The organism is Phycisphaeraceae bacterium, from assembly GCA_019636735.1.
Classification (GTDB): Bacteria; Planctomycetota; Phycisphaerae; order Phycisphaerales; family SM1A02; genus VGXK01.
Genome location: JAHBWY010000005.1, coordinates 100,330 through 117,515, shown reverse-complemented (window position 1 = coordinate 117,515; position 17,186 = coordinate 100,330). Strand labels below are relative to the sequence as shown.

Here is a 17,186-nt window from a genome sequence, read left to right as displayed (position 1 = left end):
AGCTCGACATGGAAATGACTCGTGTGCGGATGACCGTGGTGACGCTGGTCGCGGTGTTGGCTGCGCTTCTGATGCCGGCACCGAAGGCCATGGCGCAGGGACAGGGATTCGCTCCACCCATGTCCACCGAGGCGCTGGAGCGATCGCTCGGGCGCTATGTGCGGCCATCACCCGAGGCGCGCGAGGAGATTCACGCCGCGCATGACCGCTACATGGCGGAGTTCCGAAAGCTCCAGGACTCCGATCTCGATGCCTTCGAGAAGCAGCCGCCACCATTCATGACGGGCGGCGACATGGGCGCGTGGATGCGACGGTACAGTTCGCTCCGCGGGCGCATCAACACTCTCGATGCCGCCTTTCTCACCGAGGTCGCCCAAGCGCTGCCCGAAGATCAGCGTGCGTCGGTCGAGCGCGTCCGATGGGTCCGCGAAACGCAGGTGCTCCGATCCGGATTTCTCGCCGAGATCGGCAATGCGATGGGGGGCGGCGGCCGTGTAGACCTCGGGGACCTCTTCTACACCGCCGGTCTCAACGAACAGGAGCTCGCGCGCATCGACCCGCTCCTGCGGGAGCATGAGTCCCGATTGCTGGGAGTCGCTCGCCGAAGTTCGGACGAGACGGAGCGCCTGCTCCTGGACTTCACGGATCGCCTTCAGAAGATGGGACTGTGGGGTGATGCGCTCGTTCAGGCTCAGCAAGATCCCGAGAAGGCGATGGAGATGTACCGACAGACGGCGGATCTCATGAGGGAGATCTTCACCGCCATGGCGGAGTCGAGTGCGCGCGTTGCTGAGATCAATCGTCGCTCCTATCGGGAGATCCGTGATCAGATTTCGTTCGACGCCCTTGTCAAGGTGCATCCACGCTGGCTCATGGCGGGCGTCCCACAGTTGGGAGGCCAATTCCCCGATCAACTGATCAACATCGCCCGCCGCGCGAAGGAGCGACCGGGCGTGAGCGATGAGTCCAAGGACGCCATCGATCGGATCACGGCCGACACCGTCCGGCGCGTGGTTTCAATGCTCGATGCTTCGGAGGCAGCGATCGATGCATCCATGAAGCAGATGATGGCGCGGCAGTTCGATCCGGAAGAGATGGGCTCGCCTGACCTCTGGCAGGAGGAGGCGGAGCGGCAGCGACAAGACAACGAAGCTCGCGCAAAGGTGGTGGAGTCGGCGATCCAGTCGATCCTTTCGCACCTTCCTCCAGAGGAAGCGGAGAAGCTGAGAGGGGTCGGTGGCATGGGCGAGGTCGAGGTGGACCTCTCTGAACGGATGTTTCTCGAAGTCGCGCCCAGTGACGATGAAGGAGGAGACGACGACACTCCGGCCCGATTCGTGTCGTGGGAGGTTGGGATCCCCCTCGACTCCGTGAGCAATGAAATCCGGCCCTACTCGGTGGCGGAACTCAAGCGGCTCCTGGGATACCTCGCGCTCGATGCGTCCACGCAGCAGATGATCGAAACTCTGCATGGCGATTACATGGCTCGCTTCGCCGAGGAGGTGCAGCCCCTTCAACAGGAGTTCATGGCACTCCGCGGCTCGATCTACGACTTCTCCGACGGATCGCCCCGCATGTCGATTGAGAAGGTGCGAGCCTCGTTCGAGCTCATCCCGAAGATCATCTCGATGAGTGACGAAATCGATCGCGACTTCTTCGGCAGCCTCGCGGCGATCGTTGGTGATGAACATGCCCCGAGCGTGAAGGTGGAGCAGGCCGGAAGATCCACGAGGACGCTCGGTCGCGTCCAGGCTCGATCCATGGAGTTCACGCCAAACGCCGAACAGCCGCTGGATGTGGTGGCCATCCTGTTCGAGGATTTCAAACCCGCCTCCGACGAGCGAGCGATCATCACCAAGGTCCTTCAGGCCCACCTCGAGCCTCTTGACTCCGCCGCGCGGCGCGCCTTCGAGGTGAACCTGAATGCGGCTCGGGAGATGGAGGTCGCGCAGGCGGAGATCTTCGTCGGCAGCCTCAACATGGAGGATCAGGCCCGTGCCGGCGTGGAGTTCCAGCGAAGAATGGAGCGCGTCACCGCGAATCTGAGGGAGGCGAACAAGGCTCGCTCGGCCACTCAGCGGGCCGCCATCGACGCGGTCATCGAAACTCTTCCCGAGCCGCGTGGGCGAGCCCTCGACCGGACTCGCGATCGAGCCCACTTTCCGGGTGTGTTCAACGACTCCGCGGCACTGCATGACACCTTCGCCAAGGTTGAGAAGCTGCCCGACCTCACCGACGCCCAGCGCGTGGCCGTGGTCGAGGCGCTCTTTGAATACGAGGAGGCCTACGAGATCGCCTGCGATGGCATTCTCGCGGCAACGGCGGCACCCATGCCAGAGTCACGAGGTAACAACCAGGAGTACTGGATGGCCTTGCAGAATCGTGAGCGCGGAATCGAGCGGATGAAGTTCGAGCGCAACGAGGTCAATGCTCGCGCCGCAGCTCGCCTTCGAGCCGTGCTTACCCCCGAGCAGCTCGCCCACTTCCGCAACCTGACGGATCCGGCGCGAACCGGCCAGTCTGGACGCCGGTCGCCGTGGTGAGTGTCGGAAGGTCGCCGACTCGCTTCGCACCCGGCCGGTGGTGCCTCGGGCGCGGCAGAGCGCCCGAGACCGTATCGTGATCGTTCGACATGCCCGCGACCCATCTCCTTGCACTCGATCAGGGCACGAGCAGTTCGCGGGCGATCGTCTATGACGCGACGGGTCGCATCAAGGGGGTCGCGCAGCGGGCATTTCGGCAGCACTTTCCGCAGCCCGGGTGGGTGGAGCACGATGCGGAGGAGATCTGGACGAGCCAGCTCCGAACGGCGCGAGCGGCACTGAGGAAGGCAGGAGTCCGCGCCCGTGATCTTGCGGGCATCGGCATCACCAACCAGCGCGAGACCGTGGTGCTGTGGGAGCGCGCGAGCGGACGGCCCCTCGCGCACGCCATCGTCTGGCAGGATCGGCGGACCTCCTACGAGGTCGAGCGTCTACGGGCAACGGGGGCGGAGAAGGAGATCTCGACGCGCACGGGCCTGCTTCTTGATCCCTACTTCTCGGCGACGAAGATCGCCTGGCTTCTTGACCATGTGCGCGGAGCGCGGGCCCGCGCGCAGCGGGGGGAACTTGCAGTCGGCACCATCGACTGCTGGCTTCTCTGGAACCTCACCGCGGGTCGTGTGCATGCGACCGATCTCTCGAACGCCTCGCGCACGCTTCTGTGCGACATTCGGCGCGGCGCGTGGGATGGGTCACTGCTCGAGACCTTTCGCATTCCACGGGCCGTGCTGCCCGAGATCATCCCCAGCGCAGGGGAACTGGCGCTCTCCGAGCGCTCCCTGCTCGGTGCGGCCGTGCCGATTACGGGCATTGCGGGGGATCAGCAGGCGGCACTCTTTGGACAGCGCTGCATTCGGCCCGGCATGTCGAAGTGCACCTATGGCACGGGGTGCTTCCTGCTGGTGCACACCGGAGAGCGCGTGGTGCGCAGCCGGGCGCGCCTGCTGTCGACCGTTGCGTGGCGCATTGATCGCGGGCCGATCGAGTATGCGCTCGAGGGAAGCGTCTTCGTGGGAGGCAGCGCCATCCAGTGGCTTCGCGATGGTCTCGGCATCATCAAGCGCGCGAGCGAGGTCGGCCCGCTCGCGCTGAGCGTGCCCGATTCAGGCGGAGTCGTGGTGGTGCCCGCCTTCACCGGCCTCGGCGCCCCATGGTGGGACTCCCGGGCGCGCGGCACCATTCTCGGTGTCACGCGCGGCACCACGCGCGCTCACCTCGCGCGGGCGACGCTGGAAGCGATTGCCTTCGAAGTGAGCGACCTGCACGAGGCGATGGTGCGCGACCTCCGCCGAGCTGATGCGGAGCTTCGAGTCGATGGTGGGGCCAGCGCCAGTGATGCCCTGATGCAGTTTCAGGCGGATCTTCTTGGCGTGCGCGTCTCGCGTCCCGAAGATCTCGAAACGACCGCGCGCGGAGCGGCGCTGCTCGCGGGGGTCGGCGCCGGGCTCTTCCGTGGAGACCGCGCGATGGAGTCGCATCGTCGGGTCGATCGGAGTTTCAGTCCCTCGATCGGACGAGAGGCGCGGAAGGCTCGACTGGCGGTCTGGCGACGCGCGATCGAGCGAGCGAAGGGCTGGGCCCCGCAGGAGAGCGAGTGACCGCGCTCGATCAACGAACAGCCGTCCTCGATGCGCTTGGCGATCGGCACTTCGATCTCCTGGTCATCGGGGGCGGGGCGACCGGTCTCGGTGTGGCGGTCGATGCCGCGTCGCGAGGTCTCTCGACGGCACTGGTCGAAGCGCATGACTTGGCGCAGGGGACGAGCAGTCGCAGCACGAAGCTGGTGCACGGCGGGGTGCGCTATCTTGAACAGCTCGATCTCGGCCTGGTGCGCGAGGCGCTCCATGAACGCGGCCTGATGGCGCAGAACGCGCCGCACCTCGTCCACGACCTGCGCTTCGTGGTGCCGCGCTATGCGTGGTGGGAGGCACCCTTCTATGGCGCCGGGCTGAAGTTGTACGACGCGCTCGCGGGGTCGCTGAGCCTTGGGCCCAGTCGGATCCTCACCCGCGAGGAGACGATCGCCGCCATTCCCAATGTGCAGCGCGATGGCCTGCTTGGCGGTGTCGCCTATCACGACGGGCAGTTCGATGACGCTCGCATGGCCGTGACACTGGCGAGAACAGCGGCGGCGCACGGCGCTCTCATCGCCACTCGATGCCGGGTCGCTTCACTCTGGCGGGGACCGGACAGTCGAGTGGCCGGCGTTGTGGTTCACGATGAACCCGGTGGCCGCACGCTTCATGTCCGTGCACGAGCGGTCGTCAATGCCACGGGCATCTTTGCCGACTCCGTGCGCCGAATGGAGGACCCATCGGTCGCGCCGGTCATCGAGCCGGCGCAGGGCGTGCACCTTGTTCTGCCCCGCGACTTTCAGCCCGGGGAGAGCGCCATCATGGTCCCTCACACCGACGATGGTCGAGTGCTCTTCGTGATTCCCTGGCACGGTCGTGTCATCGTCGGCACAACTGACACGCCGATGCGCGAGCCGGCCATCGAGCCACGCGCCCTCGACGAGGAGATCGAGTTCATTCTCAGGAATGCCGCCCGCTATCTCGAGCGAGATCCCGGGCGAAGCGATGTGTTGAGCGTCTTCGCCGGGCAGCGTCCATTGGTGCATGCGGCGCACGCCGGCAGCGAGGCGCAGTCCACGAAGTCGATCAGCCGGCATCACGAGATCTTTGTCGGCTCGGGCGGCATGGTGACCATCGTCGGCGGCAAGTGGACCACCTATCGGCGCATGGCCGAGGAGACCGTTGATCGCGCCGTGCGCGAACATGGTCTGACCGCGCCGCCGAGTTCCACGCGCGCCCTTCAGTTGCATGGATGGCTGGCCCGGGAGGAGGTCGAGAGGCGCCGGCAGCGCGAGCCGGGAGAGGAGTGGGCGCTCGCCTACGGTGCCGAACAGGCGGCGGTTCAGGCGTGTCTTGCCGAGCGCCCGGAGTGGGGAAGGTTGATGGAGCCGCGGCTGCCCTATCCGCTCGGCCTCGCCGTGTGGGCGGTGCGTCACGAGTGGGCGCTTCGAGTGGAGGATGTGCTGGCCAGGCGCACCCGGGCGCTCCTGCTCGATGCCCGGGCGTCGATGGAGTGCGCCGAGCGCGTGGCCGAGGTGATGGCGAGCGAACTCGGTCGCAGCCGCGCGTGGGTAGCCGATGAGGTCAATGCGTTCGTTGAACTGGCGCGCGGCTACCTCGCGGCTTCCGACCGAAGCCGCGGCGCGCCGCGTTCAGCATCCGGAGCAGCGGAGTAGACTGCGCGCATGACCCCATTCATGGGCGAACTCGTCGGCACGGCGCTCTTCGTCCTGATCGGGAGCGCCGTCGCCGCGAATCTGCTCCTTTCGCGCACGCGAGGTGAGGGCGGAGGCGCCGGCGGAAACTGGATCGCGTTGACCACGGGCTGGGCGATGGCGCTCTTCGTCGGAGCGGCCGTCGCCGCCCCGGCAAGCGGTGCGCACCTGAACCCCGCCGTCACGCTCGGGTTCTGGCAGATGGGGCGATTGCCCACCTCGAGCCTCGGGGTCTACCTCGGCGGGCAGTTCGCGGGCGCCACGATCGGTGCGATTCTCGCGTGGCTGCTCTTCCTGCCCCACTGGGGACGAACGGATGACCCCTCGCGCAAACTCGGGGCGTTCGCGACCTCGCCCGCGATTCGCGCTCCGCTCTCGAACTGCTTCAGCGAGGCGCTGGCGACCTTCATCTTCGTCTTCGGATTGCTTGCGTTTCGCGAGGCTGCCATCACCCCGGCGGCGGGCGTGACGCCGAGTTCGATTCAGGCGCTCTCGGCGGTGAACATCGAGCTCGGCGCGATCGGAGCGATTCCGATGGCGCTGCTCTTCTGGGCGGTGGCGCTCGGGCTTGGCGGAACGACCACTTTCGCGATCAACCCTGCTCGAGACTTCGCACCGCGACTGGTGCATGCACTGGCGCCCATTCCCGGCAAGGGCAGCAGCGACTGGGGCTATGCGTGGGTGCCCTTGGTGGGTCCCACGATCGGGGGTCTCGCGGCGGCGGGAGTTGGAAAGGTCGTGGGATTGTGATCTCACGCGAATGTGAACGGCGTCGTGGCCGTCTGTCTCTTCACGGCCGAATCGGCGCCGCGTGTCTGGGCGCGCTCGTGGCGATGGTCTCCATGGCCGTTGCGCAGGCGCCGGGTCGAGGTGCCCCCGCGGCGCCGCCCGCCGATGGTGGACAGGCGATGGCCAACCTTCCATGGCCTGTGCGCCTCGGTCTGCGCGTGGCCGATGTGGAACAGAAGATCGCCGTGATGGATCGCGTCGTACTCGTGCCCGACGAGGCGACCTATCTCGACGAGATCGCCCGCTGGTCAACAACCGTGCAGTGGCCGGTGCTCATCGAGGATGATCGCTGGACTCCGCTCTTCATTCGTGCGTTCCGACCAGCGTCGGTTGAGCGGCGGACCGATCGGGCGGCACCGCTGCCGCAGGACATTCCCTCGCGACGCAAGGCGCTTGAGAGCGCGGTGGCGCGCGCCTGGGGCGGGAGCGCCGAGAGTACGCCCGCTGCTGCATTCGCGCGTGTGGGTCTTGTTCCCGCGGGTGTCGTCATCACCTCGACCGAAGATCCGGCGTGGACCGCGGCGGTTGCCCTCGCGGCGGGCCGTGGGCAGTTGCTTGGATTCCTCGACGGCAACTTCGGCCAACCGTCCGATGTGCTCGATGGTGATCGCTTTGACCGCATGGCCTCGGCGATCACCGACATCTTCCGTGCGAGCCGCTTCTCCTTCGGCTCGCTGGGAGATCAGCTCGACGCATGCACGATCTGCCGCACGATCGCCGCGAAGTGCACGCCGAACCTTCCGCCCGGCCTGCGCTTCAGTGCACCGGGGGCTCCACCGACCGATCCGAAGGATCCCCTCGCCGTCACCGATGTGCTCTGCCGCAACCCCAACGGAAGCCGCTATGCCTTCTGCGGTGTGATCTGGGGAGACTCGGCGCGGAGCGCCTATGCGGCGATGTGCAGTCTCTTCCTGTCGCGCGAGCGATTCACCTTCATCAACTCCTATGGCGAGGGCGGTGACATGGCGGCCTTCAGCGTCATGTCCATTCAGGAGCGGTTCGAGCGCGGGGGATACAAGTCGCAGCCACTGACCGGCCCCGAGGCGACACTTCGCGCCTGGCACCGTCGTTCGATGGGGGGCTTCGACATGGATGTGCTCTTCCTCAATTCGAGCGGTCTGCCGCACTCCTTCGACCTGGGGCTACCCGGCCGAACCTCGCCGGACAACCAGGGGACGGCCGTCGACATTCCGCTCCTTGCCCGGCCGCTCGTGCTCTACAAGGTGCACAGCTTCTCCCTCCAGTTCCCGAGCTTCGCGAACACCATCGGTGCGAGGTGGCTCGACCAGGGCGTCTATGCCTATGTCGGCTCGGTGCAGGAGCCCTTCCTTCCTGCATTCATTCCGCCGAGTGTCGTCATGGAGCGCATCGCCTCGATGGTGCCGTTCCTGATCGCGTCGCGCCACTGGGAAGGCCCATTTGCGGCGCCGTGGCGCGTCGCGACCATCGGGGATCCGCTGATGTTGGCGGGGCCACCGATTCAGCCGGTGCGCCGCCGCTTGCCAGCGGACACCGTCGAGCCGTCAACGGTCGCAGGTGGAGGTCGCACGCTCGAGTCGCTGCGCACCACGGCAACGGCGCTCATGCGCGCCTGCCAGGAGCAGCCGTCGCCTCAGAACTTCAAGGCGGCCCTGACCGAGCTCACGAAGCTCGGCGATGACGCCATCGCCATCAAGCTCTGGAGCGTGGCGGTCGCCAAGGGCGCACGCGAAGGCGCTGCGCGTGCGGCGCTCGGCCCACTATTTCGAGATCGCGACCTCGACGGCTTCGTCGATGCGCTCCGCGCCGTCTCCGACCCCGATACCGAGGCGCTTGACATGCTGTGGGCGCTCGTGAACCCGCGCTTCCAGACGATCGACTCGGTCGACCTCGTGGATCTTCTCGCGAACAACCCGCGACCGATGCGCGTGGATATTGATCTCACGAGGCTTGCTCCGGCAGTGGCTCGCCTTCGAAGCCGCGACTTCGCCCGTGGCATGCTGCTTCGAGCTGCGGAGCGCTCTCAGGATGCGGCCACGCAGCGTGCGCTGCGCGAGGCGGCCTCAGAGTTCAACTGAGCCGAGTGGAAGGGGAGCGTGACGATCCGCGCGCGGATGTCAAACCGCGCGGATGTCGAGCCGCGTGGCCTCACTCGGCGTTGGATGGCTGCGGCGGACCGGCGTCGTTCGGAGCCGAGCGGCGACGACCTTCACGCACCTGTTGGATGAAGCGCTCGCGCAGCTTCACCGGTTCAAAGCAGAGTGTCTCGTCGCAGACCGTCACCGTCGTCTCCACGGTTGCCGACGAGGTGTTGCCATCCCCATCGGACGCGACGCAGAGATCCATCAGCTCGCACGCCTTCGCCAGCATGGCCATGGCGCCGGCAAAGGTGGGATGGAGCCTGTCGCGCTGAATGAGTTCGCCGTCATTCGCCTTGCTCCACGCTCGGCCGCGGATATCGACGCTCTGCCCCGTCTCAAGCGAGGGGACGAGCGTCGAGAGTGGAAGAACGCGGACATTCGGGCGCGTCTTCGCCCACTCGTGCAATCTTGCATTCAGCCTCTCGAGCGTCTCGCGCTTCGGCAACTGCTCCGCGCGAAGCATTCGGCCCACGGAGGCCTCCATGTTGGGGAAGTCGCCGACCACGACGGGAATGCCGGTCTTCACGATGCGATCAAGTTCGGAGAGCCCGACCTCGAGCAGCCCAAGGCGCTGCTCTTCGTTCTCAAGCCGCCTCCCTTGCGCGTTGGTTGAGCCGTACCCGTACCAGAAGAGGAAGTCGACGGCGAAGACGCAGGTGGGCTTGAACGCCAGCATTCGATCGATGGCGCCGCGACCCGTGGAGAGCGGATCGTTGAAGAACCAGAGCGATGCGAAGCGACTGATGGTCACGGGTCGCTGGCTGGCCGCGAGGAAGACATCGCCAAGATCGGCCGCGTGAATCTCGCGCGACACGCCATCCTCGCCAACGGCGTCAACGCGCACGCCAAAGCCAGCGGTGGCGCTCGCCCCGATCAATCCCACTCGCTCATAGTGAGAGCCCGGAGCCTTCTGGGCCTCGGGTGTGTTCGGCCGAGGGGCGGGGGAGTCGGTGCGATCCGGCGCTGTGGCAGTGGGGGACGCGGAGGGTGAAGCCGATGGCGTGTGCTGCGGCGACTCGGTGGATTGAGGGTCGGCGGCCGGCGCGGGAGATGCAGTCGTTTGAGTCTCGAGTGCGCGGGGCGACCTCTCACCGCGCGAGTCATCACTTGCCGCAGGTGCCGTGACCGCCAAGCAGGGCACCGTGAGGAGGAGCGCCGCGGCTGTGCACCAGGCGCTGCGGAGACTCAGGCGAAGCACTCGGGCGAACTCGAAGCCGGAAGGGCGCAGGTCCATGATGCCGCAATGATAGAAGCCGACGGCATGGGGAAGCGATGGCCGCGGGCCGGTCAACTGGCCTTTGTGTTCCGCTTGGTCAATCGTCCCGGCGTCATCGCGGGTGAAGACGAGCCGAGGATCATTGATCCCGGATCGCAAGCGCCGGAGCCACCCGCAACTCAATCCACCGCGCCATCACACCGCTGCTGAAGCGAGGACCGCAGACACGCCCAGCGCCTTCGCCATTGCGACGCCGATGTCTGCGGGGCTCTCCGCGACCTGCACGCCGAAGCCGCGCAGAGCCTCGATCTTCGCCTGCGCCGTGTCATCGGCGCCGCCGATGATCGCGCCGGCATGGCCCATGCGCTTGCCCTTCGGGGCCGTTCGACCGGCGATGAACGCAACGACGGGCTTTCGCATGTGGGTCTGAACCCAGCGCCCTGCGAGGGTCTCGTCGTTGCCGCCGATCTCGCCGATCATCACCACGCCGTCCGTCTCCTGATCGGCGTTGAACATCTCGAGCACCTCGATGAAACCGAGGCCGCGCACCGGATCTCCGCCGATGCCGACGCAGGTGCTCTGGCCGATGCCGAGTGATGAAGTCTGCCAGACCGCTTCGTAGGTCAGCGTGCCTGATCGACTCACAATGCCCACCGCGCGACCGCTTGTGGCATCGTGGCGATGCGTGTGGATGTACCCGGGCATGATGCCGATCTTGCAGCCGCCTTCAAAGCGCGCGGTCGATGGCTCGGCCCCGGAACCTGCGACGCGCCGTCCGGGAGTGATGACGCCCGGGCAGTTCGGACCAATGAGTTTCACTTGAGGGTGCACGCGGTCGAGCACGGCGCGCGTGCGCACCATGTCCTGCACGGGCACGCCTTCGGTGATGGCGCAGATGACGGTGATGCCCGCGTCGGCCGCTTCAAGAATCGCATCGGCAGCACCCGGCGGCGGAACGAAGATCATCGACGCCGTGGCGCCCGTGTCGCGCACGGCCTGACGGACCGTGTCGAAGACGGGCAGACCGTTGGCGTCGCGGCTTCCGCCCTTGCCGGGGGAGGTGCCGCCGACAAGCTGCGTTCCATACTCAAAGCAACCCCTGGTGTGCAGGGCACCGGTGGAGCCGGTGATGCCCTGGCAGATGACCTTGGTTGCACCATCAACGAGGATCGACATGGGGGCGGGAAGGATAGCAGCATCCGTTACCATTCGGACATGAGTCCAGCGCCCAAGGGCGACGCTTCCTCGGCCACCCGCGACGGTGCGCCATCGGGCGGCTTGACCTATGCACAATCAGGCGTCGACATCGATGCGGGTGATGAGGTGGTCGACCTCATCAAGCCGATTCTTCGGCGCACCCATGGTCCGCGCGTGATCGGACGCCACGGCGCGTTCGCGGGCATGTTCCGCCTCGACTTCAACGAGAAGCTCTTCAAGCGCAACTACCGCGACCCGGTGCTTGTCGCCTGCACCGATGGTGTGGGAACCAAGGTGCTGCTCGCGGCGGAGCGCGGTGTGCATCACACGGTCGGCATCGACTGTGTGGCGATGAATGTGAACGACCTCATCGTGCAGGGAGCCGAACCGCTCTTCTTCCTCGACTACCTCGGACTGAGTCGCATCAAGCCGAAGGAGACGGCTTCAATCATCGAAGGCGTGGCGAAGGGGTGCGAGGTGGCCGGCTGTGCCCTGATCGGCGGCGAGTGCGCGGAGATGCCCGACATCTACAAGCCAGGCGACTTCGACATCGCGGGCTTCGCGGTCGGCGTGGTCGAACTTGACCGCGCGATGGATGCAACGCGCGTCCGGCGCGGCGATGTCGTGATCGGCCTCGCCTCGAGCGGCATTCACAGCAATGGCTACTCACTGGTGCGTCGCATCGTCCGCGACGCGCGGCTCGATCTCGACGCGGTCTATCCAGAGCTCGACGGAACGCCGCTCTCCTGGAGCACGCAATTGCGGCTCATCGACATCCTGCTCGAGCCGACGCGCATCTACGCGAAGCCGATCGTCAAGCTGCTCAACTCCTATCGGCGCAAGAAGGTCGTCTCGGGCATGGCCCACATCACCGGCGGCGGCATTCCCGGGAACCTCTGTCGAGCTCTGACGGAGAAGGTCGATGCCGTCATCGATCGCTCGGCGTGGACGGTGCCTCCGATCTTCCGTTTCCTGCAGCGCCATGGCGGCGTGGCGGAGGATGAGATGTGGCGCGTCTTCAACATGGGCGTCGGCTACATGCTGGTGGTCCGGCCGAGCTTCGCCGAGGGCGTGCTGGCCAAGCTCCGCCGTTATGGCGAAATGGCCTTTGTCTGCGGAAGTATCGAGAAGGGCACAGGCGAAGTGCGCTTCGCCTGATGCGCCCGGCCTGCGCTACTCATCGCGCCACTGGCGCCGCGACTTCTTTTCACCGTCACGCTTCTTCGAGGCCAGTCGCCGCTCCTTGCTTCCGCGCGTCGGCTTGGTCGGTCGGCGCACCTTCGGCGGCGTGGCAGCGCGTGTGACCACTTCGGCCAGCCGGCGGAGCGCCGCCTCGCGGTTGTCGAGTTGCGAGCGCGTCTCGTCGGCATGGAGGACGAGCTCCTCGCCACGCGCAAGCCATGCGGAGGCGAGGGTCATCAGGCGCTGCCGCGCGGCAGCGTTGAGACCGCCGATATCGTCAAGATGCACGCGAAGCGAAGCGCGTGTGCTGGTGGTGTTGACATGTTGACCGCCCGGCCCGCCAGCCCGGCTGAAGGACCATTTCAATCGCTGCGGTGCCACCCACGCCCCGCGACCGAGGTCGATGGCGTTGGGTGGGCGAACGGCGTGGCGCGGCGCCGGTCGAGGTTCGCCCTCATCGGAGTGTGAGCCTCCGGGAATCATCGATGCGTACGGTACGCTCCCGACATGCGAGGTGTCACCACGATCGGCTTGGCGTGCTTGATGGGCTTGGGCTCGGCAGTCGCGGCATTGGGGGCACCGATGGATGACGACGAAGTGGTGCCGGTCTCTGCGACGACCACCACCGGGATCTTCGCGGTCCCGCGCCAGCCTGCGGCGTCCGGGAGCAATGACGCACCACCGCCGCCATTGGCGCCGGAACTCGAAGATGAGCTTCGCGCGTGGGATCGCCTTCAGGTGAACCTTGCGGCCGGGGCGTGGTTCGCGCGCGTTTCGGGCGATGTCACCGTCGGCAACTCGCTGACCTATGACTTGAAGAGCGATCTCGGTCTCTCATCGATGGAGACGAGCTTCGCCGGCGACCTCGAGGTGCGCTGGCGCTTCCTCAATGTGCGCGTCGGTGGGAGCTCCTTCAGCACCGATGGTGGTTCCATCGCGCCCTTCAACAACAACTTCGGAGGAGTGAACATCGTCGCGGGGGATCCACTCGCCAGCCAATTCAGCATGTGGAACATCGGAGGTGAGTTCGGCGTCGATCTCTATCGCCCGTTTGCTGATCGGCCCTTTCCCTTCGGTGGAGTGAACGAAGCGAATCGAACGAAGAATCGTGTGGCCGATGGCGGCCTTGGTGGCCCTGGTGGCTATCGCTCCGATCTCCGACTCGGCGCGTTCGTCGGCGTGCGGGCGATCAATACCGATCTCGAGGTGACGAGCCTTCGGACGAATCAGTCCACCACGCTCGATCAGACCTGGACCGCCGTCTACATCGGCGGTCGGGTGTCGGTCGACATCTGGTTGCGCGATGTCTTCCCGCTGCTGGAGCGCATGAGCATCGACGCCGACGGCGCGTTCGGACCGGCGTATCCGGGGACGGGCTCCTACTACCAGGTGCGCGCTGGACTGACCGTCTATCCCATCGACAATCTCGGCGTCACCTTCGGGTATCGCCTTCAGAACATACAGGCGAAGGGTCGCAATCAGGACTTGGACGCCAGCGTGGCGGGCCTTTTTGTCGGCGGTGTCCTTCACTTCTGAGGCGTGCGGGCCTTTCATCACCCATGCCGCGTCGGCCCAAGGTTGCTCAGCGTCGCGGTGGGGGTGCCAAGCTCGCGCGCGCGAAGCTGCGTCACTTCTTCTTCACCGTCGCGCCCGATCGCCTGCTGGGCGGGGCGCTCAAGCGGCGACATCTCCTGCGCCCGATCGAGCTGCGGGAGATCACGCTCCATGTTCCTTCTTGGCCGGAGCGCTTCGAGGGACTGCGCATTGCCCATGTGAGCGACTTTCACCTGGGCGAACTGATGCCGATGCCGAAGGCGCTCGAGATCATCGAGCGCGTCGATCGCGCGAAGCCCGACCTTCTCGCCTGCACGGGTGATGTGGTCGACCTCGAGTGGCGCGGCGCCGAGCCGCTCCTGAAGGCGATGGGTGAACTCCGGGCGCCGATGGGGCGCTATCTCGTGCTTGGTAATCACGATCATCTCGATGACCCCGATGCGCTCGTTCGTGCGGCGAGGAAGCGTGGGTTGCGAGTGCTTCAGGATGAGGTTGATGAGGCGCGGGAGACGAAGGCGCGCTCGGATGCGCTGCGCGTGGGCGGCATTGACTGGGGGCGCACGAAGCGCGAGCTCAAGGAGCGCGTCGCCTCGCTGCGCGAGCGACCCGATCTTCTCCTGGCCCACAATCCCAAGGCGTTTCCCGCCGCGGTTCGGCTTGGCATTCCGTTGACCTTGGCCGGACACACGCATGGAGGTCAGGTCGGGTTGCCCGATCGCGCGGTGCGGGCGCCGAGACCGCGAGATGAGAGTGCGCGCGGCACTCCCGAGGTGGTGCTTCCCGAGCCAGCCGGGGCCCATCGCTCAGTCCCCGCTCGCGAGCGACTTCGTTCGCTCCGAAAGGGGCTTTACGCGCAGGGCGACAGTCGGCTCTTTGTGAATGTCGGCGCCGGGTCTTGGTTCCCGGCGCGCGTCAACTGCCCGGCTGAGATTCTCCTGCTCACCGTGAAGCGCTAGACGCGTCGGCTTCGGGGCGGTCGACCACCATGATCTCACTGAGCGGCTTGCGCGTGATGTCGGGCACCACGCAATCGTCGGCGGGGTAGCCGACGGGAATCAACAGGAAGGGGCGCTCATGATCGGGGCGTCGCAGGATGCTGGCGAGGAACTTCATCGGACTGGGTGTGTGCGTGAGCGTGACAAGCCCGGCGTGATGGGCCGCCGCCAGCAGAAGCCCCACCGCGATTCCCACTGACTCGTTGATGTAGTAGACCTGATCCGATGCGCTGCCCGCGTGATCGTCACGCACGAGCTTGAAGACGGCAATGAGCCACGGCGCCGCTTCAAGAAAGGGCTTGTGCTCATCGGTGCCGAAGGGTTGAAGGTCGGAGAGCCACTCGGCGTTGGCGCGGCGCCCATAGAACTCACGCTCCTCGACTTCGGCCGCTTCGCGGATCTCTCGCTTGATCGCGGGGTCCTGAACGGCGACGAAGCGCCAGGGTTGCTTGTTCGCGCCGCTGGGTGCGGTTCCCGCCGCGGCGATGATCGACTCGATCGTCTCGCGCGACACAGGCCGGTTGCTGAACATTCGAACCGAGCGGCGCAGCGCCATCACCTGTAGGAAGCGTCGGGCCGCGTCCGGGGCAGGCATGCCCGGGTCGAAGCGACGAAGCGGCGAGAATGAAGGTGGCATCGTCGCATCATTGCATCATGGCATCATCGCCGCCGCATGGCGTCGATCTGACACGCGGATTCACGCGGTCGCGGTGCCTGCTGAGGCCGACTCCCGCAGGAGCGCCCACAGCGCCCGGACATGCGCCTCCTGCACGGAGAGCGCCCCGATCGAGACGCGCATGACGAAAGCGCCATCAACGCGGGTGTGAGTCAGGAAGGCCTTCCCGCTTCCATTCACGCGATGCATGATCGCCTCGTTGATGGCATCGAGCGTGGCGGGCGGCGTGGTGGAGTCGGTCGAAGCGCCCGTTGCCCCGGCGCGGCTCACTGCCGGCGCGCGGCCTCGGTAGCGCAAGCAGAGGAGCGAGAGCGGAGTCGGCGCCATCACTTCCCACTCCGGATCGGCCTCGACCCACGAGCGCAGAAGCTGGGCCAGTCGCACATGCTCGCGGATGATGGCTCGCAGGCCTTCGACTCCGAAGTGCCGGATCACGAACCAGAGCTTGAGTGAGCGGAATCGCCGACCGAGCGGAACTTGCCAGTCGCGGTAGTCGACGACCTTGCCGCTCTCGGTCGCGCGATTGCGCAAGTATTCCGGCAGCACGGAGAGCGCACGCACGAGCGTGGCGCGATCGGCGACCCACAGGACCGAGCAATCGAAGTTCACGCCCATCCACTTGTGCGGGTTGAAGGACCAACTGTCCGCATGCTCGGCGCCGTGGGCAATCCAGCGGAACTCCGGACAGATGGCGGCGCTGCCCGCGTGCGCAGCGTCGACATGCAGCCAGCAGCCATGCCGTTGCGCCACTTCGGCAAGGCGTGGAACGGGGTCCATCGCATGAGTGGAGGTGGTGCCGACGGTCGCGCAGATGAAGAAGGGCTCTCGCCCCGCAGCCTTGTCCTCGATAATCGCCGCTTCGAGCGCGTGCGGGCTCATCGCCCGGGACGCATCGACAGCGACGGCGCGGAGGCTTGAAGCCCCAAGGCCCGCAATGCGGAGATCCTTGACGAACGAACTGTGGGTCTCGCTGCTCGCGTAGGCGACGAGCGGCTTGGGCCACGCCCCGACACCACCGGCATCGATGGCGAAACCACTCGTTCGCTCTCGCGCCGCGATGATCGCGCAGAGCAGTGCACTTGACGCGGTGTCCTGGATCACGCCGCCGCCGCGCACGCGATCTGGGCCGTGTCTGCCATCGCTCCCGACATCGGCGGCGCGCTCGCCCCCATCATTGCGAAACCGCGCGGGCAGTCCCATCATGTCAACGAGCCAATCGAGCACGAGCTGCTCGAGTTCGGTGCACGCGGGACTTGTCGACCAGAGCATGCCCTGCACGCCGAGGCCTGCACTGAGAAGTTCGCCGAGAATCGCCGGCCCGCTCGCATTGGCGGGGAAGAACCCGAAGAAGTTCGGGCTCTGCCAGTGGGTGACGCCCGGCAGGATCACGCGATCGATGTCGGCGAGCACTCGATCAAAGCTCTCGCCATGCTCCGGCGGCTTTGCCGGCAACGCGGCGCGAATCTCGCCCGGTTCGGCGCGGCTGAGCACCGGCAGTGACTCGACCCGCTGCATGTAGTCGGCGATCCAATCGACGAGCGCATGCGCCTCCTCGCGAAAGGAGGAGCGCTCGTGCGGGCGTCGTGGAGCGTTGGCGGTCACTGGTTTGTCCGTGCTGTCGCCAT

13 protein-coding genes are annotated in these 17,186 nt (G+C 66.4%); 8 read left to right on the top strand and 5 right to left on the bottom strand.

Features of this window, described 5'->3' with window-relative positions:
* Positions 1-8: 8 nt before the first annotated feature.
* The 5 genes from KF724_08490 (at position 9) to KF724_08470 (ending at position 8,678) form a co-directional block, all read left to right on the top strand.
* A complete protein-coding gene (locus KF724_08490) occupies positions 9-2,543 on the top strand; it encodes a hypothetical protein (GenBank protein MBX3355722.1) in 2,535 nt (844 codons plus the stop codon).
* Between the two features lie 89 nt (positions 2,544-2,632).
* Positions 2,633-4,141 carry a glycerol kinase GlpK gene (glpK, locus tag KF724_08485; protein ID MBX3355721.1) on the top strand — a complete coding sequence of 503 codons (1,509 nt, stop codon included), beginning with the start codon at positions 2,633-2,635 and terminating at the stop codon, positions 4,139-4,141.
* Positions 4,138-5,793 carry a glycerol-3-phosphate dehydrogenase/oxidase gene (locus KF724_08480; GenBank protein ID MBX3355720.1) on the top strand — a complete coding sequence of 552 codons (1,656 nt, stop codon included), beginning with the start codon at positions 4,138-4,140 and terminating at the stop codon, positions 5,791-5,793. Before glpK ends, KF724_08480 begins: the two co-directional genes overlap by 4 nt.
* Positions 5,794-5,802: 9 nt before the next feature.
* Positions 5,803-6,582 (top strand): aquaporin family protein, encoded by a 780-nt coding sequence (locus KF724_08475; protein ID MBX3355719.1) that lies wholly within the window; start codon positions 5,803-5,805, stop codon positions 6,580-6,582.
* Positions 6,583-6,674: 92 nt separating this feature from the next.
* Entirely contained in the window at positions 6,675-8,678 is a 2,004-nt protein-coding gene (locus KF724_08470; GenBank protein MBX3355718.1) for a hypothetical protein, read from the top strand.
* A gap of 70 nt (positions 8,679-8,748) precedes the next feature.
* On the opposite strand, the gene KF724_08465 is transcribed toward KF724_08470, so the two are convergent.
* Together KF724_08465 and sucD are read right to left on the bottom strand one after the other, a co-directional pair.
* Entirely contained in the window at positions 8,749-9,975 is a 1,227-nt protein-coding gene (locus KF724_08465) for a hypothetical protein (GenBank protein ID MBX3355717.1), read from the bottom strand.
* A 177-nt stretch (positions 9,976-10,152) separates the two neighbouring features.
* Positions 10,153-11,133 carry a succinate--CoA ligase subunit alpha gene (sucD, locus tag KF724_08460; protein MBX3355716.1) on the bottom strand — a complete coding sequence of 327 codons (981 nt, stop codon included), beginning with the start codon at positions 11,131-11,133 and terminating at the stop codon, positions 10,153-10,155.
* 39 nt (positions 11,134-11,172) lie between these two features.
* Between sucD and purM the strand changes: the two genes are divergently transcribed.
* Complete coding sequence (purM, locus tag KF724_08455) at positions 11,173-12,312, top strand: phosphoribosylformylglycinamidine cyclo-ligase (GenBank protein MBX3355715.1); 1,140 nt, start codon at positions 11,173-11,175, stop codon at positions 12,310-12,312.
* Positions 12,313-12,327: 15 nt separating this feature from the next.
* Here the strand turns inward: purM and arfB are convergent, their stop codons facing one another.
* Complete coding sequence (gene arfB, locus KF724_08450; GenBank protein ID MBX3355714.1) at positions 12,328-12,819, bottom strand: aminoacyl-tRNA hydrolase; 492 nt, start codon at positions 12,817-12,819, stop codon at positions 12,328-12,330.
* Positions 12,820-12,843: 24 nt separating this feature from the next.
* Between arfB and KF724_08445 the strand changes: the two genes are divergently transcribed.
* The gene (locus KF724_08445; GenBank protein ID MBX3355713.1) at positions 12,844-13,872 is read left to right on the top strand and encodes a hypothetical protein; all 1,029 of its coding nucleotides are present in this window, start codon (positions 12,844-12,846) and stop codon (positions 13,870-13,872) included.
* 23 nt (positions 13,873-13,895) lie between these two features.
* Complete coding sequence (locus KF724_08440; GenBank protein ID MBX3355712.1) at positions 13,896-14,846, top strand: metallophosphoesterase; 951 nt, start codon at positions 13,896-13,898, stop codon at positions 14,844-14,846.
* On the opposite strand, the gene KF724_08435 is transcribed toward KF724_08440, so the two are convergent.
* Together KF724_08435 and KF724_08430 are read right to left on the bottom strand one after the other, a co-directional pair.
* On the bottom strand, positions 14,830-15,522 hold the full coding sequence (locus tag KF724_08435) for a nitroreductase family protein (protein MBX3355711.1): 693 nt from the start codon (positions 15,520-15,522) through the stop codon (positions 14,830-14,832). The genes KF724_08440 and KF724_08435 overlap by 17 nt on opposite strands.
* Before the next feature lie 60 nt (positions 15,523-15,582).
* The gene (locus tag KF724_08430) at positions 15,583-17,163 is read right to left on the bottom strand and encodes an aspartate aminotransferase family protein (protein MBX3355710.1); all 1,581 of its coding nucleotides are present in this window, start codon (positions 17,161-17,163) and stop codon (positions 15,583-15,585) included.
* Between the last annotated feature and the right edge of the window lie 23 nt (positions 17,164-17,186).